The organism is Caballeronia sp. M23-90 (genome assembly GCF_053574605.1).
Genome location: NZ_JBSIPA010000257.1, coordinates 1 through 9,314 on the forward strand (window position 1 = coordinate 1; position 9,314 = coordinate 9,314).

Below are 9,314 nucleotides of genomic sequence, written 5' to 3' on the forward strand. Positions count from 1 at the left end.
TTGGCGGGAACGGCGACACGCGCACGCTCGTTCGGCGCAGGGTTCGCCGCAAACGCGCCGCTTGCAGAATGGATCACGTGCGTTGGGGAGAGCATCAAGTCGGGGCTCGCCGGCGACCCGCAGCATCATCCCGAAGAAGTCTTCTCGAAAGACGGCTTGTCATTGCTCGAAGCCGATGCCGTCAACCAGGTCATGTTGCTTCGACGTTTGCTTCGCGAGGCAGGCCGCATTTAAGTGCATTGCGGCCTGCCTGTCCGTCGATCTATTGTCTTATCTGACTCAATACTGACTCAATACCCTATTAGTCGATGCCCTCCTAAAAGAGGGATTGCCTGTTAAATATCGTCGACCTATGTTTGAGTCATGCGCGGTACTCGCCGCGCATCCGGAATCACAAGCCGCTTGGGTAAATTTTGGTGCGGCCTCACCGCGCCGTTTTGCCGCCGCACGGTTTTCATCGTGCGAATGATTCAACGCCTTCAATAAAAGCCCGGACTGTCGCGCTCGCTGCGCACGATAGCCCGGGATCCGCTTGATCCAAACATTCCATATCACCGATGTCATAAAACACGCCGCAACAGGGAGCGCATGATGCTAAGCAGACCGGTCCGGACAAGCAGGGACATTGACGGTGTGTCGATGTCGGCGGAATTTCATCGGGATACCGGGCGCCTGAGGATCATCGGCGAAGGCGGTGTGATCGCCGAATGGTTCCCGCCCCACTCGTGGTTCGTGATTGCTTCGGTCGCGGGGTACAGCACCTGGGGAACGCGTCCTAACGAGAAAGACCTCGCCATGGTGATCCAGGACTTCGTACTGCAGCGAGACGGCGCTCGCGGGCTGGTGTTCAGGTGAACGTGCGGGAGATCAACGCGTGCGGGGCACGGTCCCGGTTCTGTTCGGCGCCCTGACAAGAGGACTTTCAGTGGTCCGCGTGCCGTTGGCTCTCATGCTGCTGATAACGCCGTCTGTTCCCTTGCTCAAGCCCGTGCTCGTTTGAGGATCATTACCGGCGGCATTTTCCGTAGGAGCGGAACTGCGTGTGAGCGATGAGTTTGCGGCATCGCCCGGAGCCGCGCTTGCCTGCGCATGAACCCCCGCCGATGTGCCCGCAATCAGCACAGATATAAAAATCTTCGCTGCGACTTTCATCATTCACTCCACTCGTGCGCCGGGACACGCAACATCCCTTCAATCTTATGAGCCACTCAAACGCGCTACGTTCCCGGGTAATTGTCTCTTTAAATTACAGTGCGTCGCGCATGTCCGCGAAACTCCCGCGCGTTTTCCCTCGGATTCGGTAACGGCAGTTCCGCTGTAATATCGAATGAGCGTTGGGCGCGGAAGGTGGTACACGCAGTAGCGCCGGCGTTTTTCGAACGCTAATAAACCTATTGGAGACGCACATGGCAAAGCCCGAGTACGCCGACCCGTTTAGTCAGTTTGCCGCAATGTTCCAGCAATACAAGCTTCCCGGATTCGATGTCCAGGCAATCCTCGATGCCCGCCGCAAGGACGTCGAAGCGCTGGCGGCCGCGAATCGCGTCGCATTCGGCGGCATGGAAGCGCTACGCGACAAACAGCTCGAAATCCTCCGCCGGGCGCTAGGCGATTTCCAGACCATCGCGCAGGAGTTCGCTACGTCGCCGGCGAAAGCCGCAGCCAATCCGACCGAGGTCGTACAAAAGGCGCTGCATCAGGCGCTTGCCGACATGCAGGATATCGCACAGAAAACGCAGCAGGCACAGACCGAAGCGTACGCGATCGTGACAAAGCGGATTGAAGAGGCGGCAAAGGAACTGAAGTCATCGATGGAGCAGTCGAAATAGCCTGCATCATCTTTCAGGCTGACAATAAAAAACGCCCCTCGGATTTTCATCGCGAGGGGCGTTCTTACTTCTGAAGACTCAACTGCCGTGCTTCGATTACAGTGCTGCGTCCTTCAGCTTCTTCAGCGGGCGCACCTTCAGGCGCACCGATGCCGGTTTCGCCGCAAACCACTTGTCTTCACCCGTGAACGGGTCCTTGCCAAAGCGCTTCTTCTTCGCCGGCACGTCTTGCGCAACGACCTTCAGCAAGCCCGGCAGCGTGAACTCCTTGGCACCTTTCTTGTGAATCGATGCGAGCAGCGTTTCTTCGAGTGCCGCGAGCAATGCCTTCGCTGCCTTCGGCTCGACGCCCGAGCGTTCTGCCAGATGAACAGTCAGCGACGCCTTGGTGAACGAGTCCTTGATGGGTTTCAGCGGCGTGGCCACAACTGCTTTCTTGGCTGCAGGCGCTGCTGCCTTCTTTGCTACCGGCGCTGCTTTCTTGCTTGCGGCCGTCACTTTCTTGGTCGCCGGCGCTGCTGCTTTCTTAGATGCCGGAGCTGCGGTTTTCTTCGTGGTGGTTGTTGCCATGAGTGCCTCGCTTATAGTCAAAAGTTGCCCAAGACCTTTGCCTTTGCGCCGTCACCGACTAACGCAAAGGTACAAATCCTCGGGTTGGGCGCCAGCGTAACAACACCGCCTTCAAGACGCAACATCTCAGACCATAAATTAAAGGGTTTTTTGCATGAAAGTCACGAATCCGGGTACCTGTACCTCACTTCATTGACTTGGATATGGAAAAACCTTGTTCAAGAGCACCCATGACGTTCTTTGGCCGCTGTCTTTAGCTCTTCTCTCAAGTCGCTTTTGAAGACTTCGTATCGATACGAAATGGTGCCTCTCGCGTGCCTCCACTTCATCGGCACTTTTGCAAATCAGGCGCTCATGGCATAGTGCGGCCACATCCATTACAGGAGGTCCCAATGCCTACAATCGAACAGCTTCGCGTCAAAATAACGAAGCTACAGGTTCAGGCTGACGCGTTGATTGCAAAAAAGATGCAAGCGGCAGTCGATCAGATTCGAAACATCATGCTTGAGCACGGCCTGACAACCGAGGACATCGAGAAGAAAGCAAAGGCCCTGCGCAATGCAAAAGCGGCCAAAGGCAGCGCGGCGAAAACACCCTTGAAAACAAGGCGGAAGACGGCAGGCAGTCTGCCGGGCAAGGGCGCGGCCAAGTATCTTCATCCGAAGACGGGCGCAACCTGGACCGGACACGGGCGTGCACCCGCATGGATTGCCCAGGTCAAGGACCGTTCGAAGTTCCTGATTGCGGAAGGCGCTGCCGCGGCAGATGCCAAGGTCACGCAACCGGGCGCGGCACGCAAGAACGTCAAGGCAAAGTCTTCTGCCACGAGCGGCGCAACAGCGAAGAAAGCGGCGAAGAAAGCGGCCTTGAAACCGGCCTTGAAACCGGCCAGGAAAGCGGCAGCAAAGAAAGGCGTCGCGAAAAAAGCCGTAGCATTGAAGAAAACCGCGCCGGCGAAAAAAGCAGCGCGCAAACGCGCGGCAGAAGCCGTGGCCGAGAGCCAGACAACGAGCTAAGCAAGTCTGCACGGCAGGCGATCGGGGGCACCAGCCCCCGTCGGTTGGTCCAGCATCGAATGCTTGCTCGCTCGACTCTCAGCTGCACGCGACGCTTTCAAATTCAAAACGAATCCCCACTGGAGCTTATATGGAAGCCGACGCAAAGGCATCCGGAAGCAGCGTGCCGACAGCGCCGAGCACCAAACTTACCGCCGATAAAAACGCGTGGAAGGCGCTCATCGCCTCGGCAACCGGCTACGCGATGGACGGCTTCGATCTGCTCATCCTCGGCTTCATGCTGCCCGCCATCGCGCTGGAATTGCATCTGAGCACGCAGCAATCCGGCGCACTGGTGACGTGGACGCTGATCGGCGCGGTCGCGGGCGGTATTGTGTTCGGCTCGCTGAGCGACCGCTATGGCCGGATTCGCGTGCTGACGTGGACCATCGTGCTGTTCGCGGTCTTCACAGGACTGTGCGCGTTTGCAACGGGCTTCTGGGATCTGCTTGCGTACCGGACCATCGCGGGGATCGGGCTCGGTGGCGAGTTTGGTATTGGCATGGCATTGGCGGCCGAGGCGTGGCCCGCGAAGTATCGTGCGCGGGCGTCGTCCTACGTTGCGCTGGGATGGCAGACAGGCGTCCTCGCCGCGTCCTTGCTGACGCCGCTGCTGCTGCCGCATATTGGCTGGCGCGGCATGTTCCTGCTTGGCGTGGCGCCGGCGGTCATCGCGTGGATGGTCAGGAACTCGCTGCATGAGCCTGAGGTATTCGTGCGAAGTGCGATGAAACCCGAGCGCCGCGCCAACGCTTTCAGACTGCTTGTCGCGGATGCCGACACGACGCGCGCGAGCATCGGAATAGTGATCCTGTGTTCTGTCCAGAACTTCGGCTACTACGGCATCATGATCTGGCTGCCGACCTACCTTGGAAAGACGCTCGGCTTCGGCCTGACCAAGTCGGCGTTGTGGACCTCGGTGACCATTGTCGGAATGATGATCGGCGTTTATCTCTTCGGCCAACTTGCTGACCGCATTGGCCGCAAGCCGACCTTCCTCCTCTTTCAGGCGGGTTCCGTCGTGATGGTCATCTTCTATTCGACGTTATCCACGCCGGGCGCCATGCTCTGGGCCGGTGCGGTGATGGGACTCTTCATCAACGGGATGATCGGCGGCTACGGGGCGCTGATTTCAGAAGCCTATCCGACCGCGGCTCGTGCGACAGCGCAGAACGTATTGTTCAATATCGGACGGGCGGTCGGCGGATTCGGGCCGATCATCGTGGGCGGACTGGCTGCGTCGTATTCGCTGCAAGTCGCGATTGCATCGCTCGCGGGCATATACGTGCTCGATATGCTGGCGACGGTTTTTCTCATTCCCGAGCTGAAGGGCGTGGAACTCGAATGAACCAGTGCATTATTTGAATGCTCATTTGAATGCATAAGCGACGCCTGCGCCATACGTGATCTGATTGCGATTGCCACGCTGCGTCACGATAGGACTGTCCGCCGCCGAACCCGAGATTCGCTGGCAATAGATCATCGCGCCGCCGAACCAGTGTTTGTCGAATTGATAGATTGCAGCGAGCCATCCTGTCATCTGTTCCAGTCCGCCTGAAGGACTGAACGCGGGCAGCCCGCTGCGCGCCGAATCTTCCTGTGTGACACCGAAGTAGACCTGGTTGAAGCCCTGGCTGACCCAGCTCGCGCCGACGCCCACGCCGGCGAAAACCCGCCGGTTCAGCGGCATCCAGAAGCTGCCATTCACAGAAACGCGCGCGCCCGTATAGACGATGCCCGCGTTGGTCACGACCGTCACCGACCCGCGCAGCCGGTACGGCACCGTCCCCAGATGCTCGTACTCGTAGCCGACGAACCCTCCGCCTTCGACCGTGGTGTGAACTTCGTGGACCTGGGAGACGACCGGGTCATCGACATTACTGCGCCCAAGACGAAGCGATATGGCCGGTCCATATTGCAGCCCGGTGATGCCGCCAAAATCGAATTGTGCGTACGGCCCATACAATTCGAACAAGCGCCCGCCATCGGTCACGTAGCGCACGCCCGGCACAACGCCGACAAATCGATCCTTGCCGCCCGCATAGTCGGTCGTGGAGCCGAGGCCGCCGCCAATCATGCTGGGAAGCATGCCCGGAAGATCGACGGCTGCGGCGTGGCTTGCATGCGCCACGATCAGTCCGCTAAGAAGAAAAGGAACCCGCAGGCCTGCGAGCATCGAGCGCTCGTTTCGCTTATTCATGGGCGATCCGTTGAATGAAGATCAAAGACCAGGAGAGCGCCACTTCCTGAAGCAAAGCGTGCATCGCCTTTACTTTCGTCAAGCGAGTATTTTCAATAAACGTGTTTGTGCCGTATTCGTTTCGCAACCGGAAAAACAGCGTGCGAACGGGATCGCTGACAAGTCAGTACATCAGCAGGTCAACGTAATCCGGCTAACCTGGTCGACCGATATCAGAAAGGTGAGGCGAACGCAATTGACGTCGAACACGCCGATGCGCTGCATGGAGGAAGTAGAAATTGATGTGGCCGTCAGGCGACCGCAGCACTTACGAAACAATATAGGAAGGCTCCAGCCGGATCATTCCGGCCGTGCTGAAGGACGCGGAGAATAACGGAATGCTTCAAGCTCGATGCGAAAAAGCACCCTTGATTCTGTTCCAGAGTGCAGCGAACCGGTGCGCCGAAGGTTCAGCCTGGGACAACGCGGCGTCGGGATAAGAAAGCCGTTCTTGAGGATGCCGCACTTGCGAAACGAGCAGGCCGATGTACATGGCGATTCTCCCAGCATGTTTTTTAGCACACGGCAATTGAAACGCGGCCGTGTGAACCGTACATCACGCGCAGTAGGCACATCCCTGTGCGTTCTTTAAACCAAGCATTCCGAACTATCTGAAGCTGATCGATTCATCCAAGCTGCGCGCGGTTCATCATCGATCGATCCGAAGGCGCCCTGTCTGACGCGGGAGGAAACACGCACCAGCAGCCATCGTCGTGACGAAAGAACAGCAGCGCGCGCAAGCCCCGCGGCAGCGCCGTTTCTACACATACATAACGCCGCCGCCCAACGCGCGTACGGCTGAATTCGGTGACGCGAACAGGTGTCGACAAACCTGGCGCAAGCCATTTTTCGACCTGGGTCCGCAGCGAATGCTCATGCGTGGATTTCATGTGCCGCTCCAACAAACGATTCCTGCCCAACTTCGTCCGCCTCGCTTGGCACGTCCGGCGTCTTCCGCCCGGCACCTTCAAGCGAGCTTTGCATCATCGTGCTGCTGGCGGAAGAAGCTCTCAGTGCGCTACACCGCGCGAGATTCCTCAAATCCGCCAACTGAGCAACAAGCTGTCTAGCCGTTCTGCGTTTCATACGCCCTCCCGCAACGCACCACATACCTCAGAAAGCACTTTAACTCTATGCCTCCATTACCCGTCGCGGTGTGACTTAGGCAAAATCGCAACAGTTTTTAGCGAGGTAGGCCCAGGGAAGGTTCAAATCGAAGACGTGCGACAGACGCGTCCTTTGAATGTTTATCGGCAGGCAGGAACCGGGACTTGAGGGAGACGGCGAGTTCCACCGCTTCTTGCTCAACGCCAGGCGAAGCGGCGGTGTGAAAACTCGCAGAAATCCTGCTTGGCTACGGGTTATCCCACCCCTACATTCCTCCGCTGTCATGCCGTAAATGAGTCAGGCATGGCGATCGGCAGCGCCCGACGCCCCACATATTCGTACACACGGTTCAACACAGGCGACGGCGGTAGACATGAATAAGATGACGTTGAATCAAAAGCTCGGATCGATGATCGCCGTGCTTTGGCTCGGACTTGTGGCGATTGGATTCATAGGAGCGTGGCAAAGCCGTTCTGCCACACTCGATGACCGGCGCGACCAATTGAAAGCGCTGGTGGCGCAGGGCGCAAGCATGACGGCGCATTTCCAGAGCCTCGCCGCAAACAAGACGATCTCCGAAGACGAAGCGAAAAAGCGCGCGCTCGATGTCCTCGCTTCCATGCGATACGGTACCGACGGCTACATCTCGGTCAACGACTCGCGCCCCGTCATGATCATGCATCCGATCAAACCCGCGCTGAACGGCCAGAACCTGGCCAACTTCGCCGATCCCGACGGCAACAAACTGTTCGTCAATATCGTCACCGCGGGTAATTCGACGCCCGAAGGCGGTTTTATCAGTTACCTGTGGTCGAAGCCCGGCAGCGAAAAGCCGGTGCCGAAGATCAGCTTCGCCAATCACTTCGTGCCGTGGGACTGGTACATCGTGACCGGCATGTACACCGACGATATCCAGAGAGCCTTCTACGCGAGCGCATTGCGCTGGTTCGCGATCACGGCGGTGCTCGGCGTGCTGGCGTCGCTCGTCATGTTGCTGGTGTTGCGCAGTATCAAGCGTGAACTCGGTGGCGATCCGTCCATTGCGGTCAGCGCGGCGCAACGCATTGCACGCGGCGACCTGACCACGCATGTACCGCTTGCCGCAGGCGATTCACACAGCCTGATGTACGCACTGAGCGAGATGCAAAGCGGTTTGGTCGAGACCGTATCGCGGGTTCGTGCCGGAACCGAGAATATCAACGTGGGGGCATCGGAGATTGCTGCAGGCAACACCGACCTGTCGCAGCGCACGGAGCAGCAAGCCGCCGCGCTCGTGCAGACGGCATCGAGCATGGACGAGATGACGGCAAACGTGAAGCAGAACGCCGATAGCGCCACGCAAGCGGCGAAACTCGCGGGCGAAGCCGCCGATGTCGCCCAGCGCGGCAGCGGCGTGGTCGAAGAAGTGATCCACACCATGACGCGCATCACCGAAAGCTCGAAGCAGATTGGCGACATCATCGGCGTGATCGACGGCATTGCGTTCCAGACGAACATCCTCGCATTGAATGCAGCCGTTGAAGCGGCTCGGGCAGGCGAGCAAGGACGTGGCTTCGCGGTCGTGGCGGCGGAAGTGCGCAGCCTCGCGCAGCGTTCGGCGACGGCTGCGAAAGAGATCAAGGCGCTGATCGGGACGTCGACGGATACGGTGAAAGAAGGGGCGTCGCTGGTATCGAACGCGGGCGCGACGATGGGCGAGATCGTGAGCTCCGTGCGTCGCGTGAACGAGATCCTCGATGAAATCAGCCACGCTTCCAACGAGCAAAGCGCGGGCATCGAACAGGTGAACCGTGCGGTGGGCGAGATGGATCAGGTCACGCAGCAAAATGCGGCGCTGGTTGAAGAGGCAGCGGCCGCGGCGCATTCACTGAAGGATCAGGTCGATGTGCTGCGCGAAGCGATCGGAAGTTTTTCGCTGCCGGCTTGAAGGTAGTCTGGACGCGAGCTTCTGGTGCTGGTCACGTCCAGAATCCCCCGTGCACGACGGCCGCTTCATCTTCAATAAGCGGCCCGACCACGCTCACCTTCCTCTGCCCTCGCGCGAACACCTCGCGGCATGGCAGCGAGAAGGTCGGGTTTTCCGGATGAGCGCCGGTAATCTCGAGCAAACGCCGCTCGGACATTGCATACACGACACGCCCAATATTGCACCAATAGATCGCGCCCGAACACATGCAGCACGGCTCGGCATTCGTATAGAGCGTGCACTTCAGCAACTGCTCCGGCGACAGTTCCTTCGCCGCCTGCGCGGCGGCGCGCAACTCGGCATGCTGCGTGGGGTCGCCTAGCGGTGGCATGGAATTGTTGCCCGCTTGCCCGACGATCCGGCCATGTTCGTCGGCTATGAGCGCGGCGAACGGATGCCGTCCATCACGTCTCGACTTCTCCGATAACGCGATCACCTCGCGCAGCAGCGCCATGTCCCGTTCGTTTGCATTTGTATTTGTATTTTCGTTCATGGTGTCCTTTCCTTTAGCCGCGTATTGGATGATCGAGGAAAAAGCGCATCATGGC

At 58.8% G+C, this 9,314-nt stretch carries 10 protein-coding genes and 1 pseudogene; 7 read left to right on the forward strand and 4 right to left on the reverse strand.

Annotated features, from left to right (window positions below; translation table 11 throughout):
• From ACRXB1_RS22305 to ACRXB1_RS22315, 3 genes and pseudogenes are all read left to right on the forward strand, one after another.
• Nucleotides 1-234 (forward strand): annotated as a pseudogene (locus ACRXB1_RS22305) (hypothetical protein); the annotation flags it as partial.
• 354 nt (nt 235-588) lie between these two features.
• On the forward strand, nt 589-855 hold the full coding sequence (locus ACRXB1_RS22310; protein ID WP_069638392.1) for a hypothetical protein: 267 nt from the start codon (nt 589-591) through the stop codon (nt 853-855).
• Nucleotides 856-1,406: 551 nt separating this feature from the next.
• The gene (locus tag ACRXB1_RS22315; RefSeq protein WP_062003319.1) at nt 1,407-1,829 is read left to right on the forward strand and encodes a phasin family protein; all 423 of its coding nucleotides are present in this window, start codon (nt 1,407-1,409) and stop codon (nt 1,827-1,829) included.
• Between the two features lie 96 nt (nt 1,830-1,925).
• Here ACRXB1_RS22315 and ACRXB1_RS22320 read toward each other — a convergent pair whose 3' ends face one another.
• Nucleotides 1,926-2,399: an HU family DNA-binding protein gene (locus ACRXB1_RS22320; protein ID WP_062003320.1), complete on the reverse strand. Its 474-nt coding sequence runs from the start codon at nt 2,397-2,399 to the stop codon at nt 1,926-1,928.
• Nucleotides 2,400-2,791: 392 nt separating this feature from the next.
• On the opposite strand from ACRXB1_RS22320, the gene ACRXB1_RS22325 reads away from it, so the two are divergent.
• Nucleotides 2,792-3,415, forward strand: a complete 624-nt coding sequence (locus tag ACRXB1_RS22325; RefSeq protein ID WP_449493246.1) for an H-NS histone family protein — start codon at nt 2,792-2,794, stop codon at nt 3,413-3,415.
• Nucleotides 3,416-3,545: 130 nt separating this feature from the next.
• Nucleotides 3,546-4,802, forward strand: a complete 1,257-nt coding sequence (locus tag ACRXB1_RS22330; RefSeq protein WP_174362526.1) for an MFS transporter — start codon at nt 3,546-3,548, stop codon at nt 4,800-4,802.
• Between the two features lie 21 nt (nt 4,803-4,823).
• Here ACRXB1_RS22330 and ACRXB1_RS22335 read toward each other — a convergent pair whose 3' ends face one another.
• The gene (locus ACRXB1_RS22335; RefSeq protein WP_236873466.1) at nt 4,824-5,654 is read right to left on the reverse strand and encodes a MipA/OmpV family protein; all 831 of its coding nucleotides are present in this window, start codon (nt 5,652-5,654) and stop codon (nt 4,824-4,826) included.
• On the opposite strand from ACRXB1_RS22335, the gene ACRXB1_RS22340 reads away from it, so the two are divergent.
• The gene (locus ACRXB1_RS22340; protein ID WP_449493247.1) at nt 5,653-6,027 is read left to right on the forward strand and encodes a hypothetical protein; all 375 of its coding nucleotides are present in this window, start codon (nt 5,653-5,655) and stop codon (nt 6,025-6,027) included. The two genes, ACRXB1_RS22335 and ACRXB1_RS22340, sit on opposite strands and share 2 nt — an antisense overlap.
• A 292-nt stretch (nt 6,028-6,319) precedes the next feature.
• On the opposite strand, the gene ACRXB1_RS22345 is transcribed toward ACRXB1_RS22340, so the two are convergent.
• Nucleotides 6,320-6,583, reverse strand: coding sequence for a hypothetical protein (locus ACRXB1_RS22345; protein WP_062171520.1), 264 nt, complete (start codon nt 6,581-6,583; stop codon nt 6,320-6,322).
• Nucleotides 6,584-7,182: 599 nt separating this feature from the next.
• Between ACRXB1_RS22345 and ACRXB1_RS22350 the strand changes: the two genes are divergently transcribed.
• Nucleotides 7,183-8,727 (forward strand): methyl-accepting chemotaxis protein, encoded by a 1,545-nt coding sequence (locus ACRXB1_RS22350; RefSeq protein ID WP_062003737.1) that lies wholly within the window; start codon nt 7,183-7,185, stop codon nt 8,725-8,727.
• Between the two features lie 31 nt (nt 8,728-8,758).
• Here the strand turns inward: ACRXB1_RS22350 and ACRXB1_RS22355 are convergent, their stop codons facing one another.
• The gene (locus ACRXB1_RS22355; protein WP_449493248.1) at nt 8,759-9,259 is read right to left on the reverse strand and encodes a nucleoside deaminase; all 501 of its coding nucleotides are present in this window, start codon (nt 9,257-9,259) and stop codon (nt 8,759-8,761) included.
• Nucleotides 9,260-9,314: the final 55 nt, after the last annotated feature.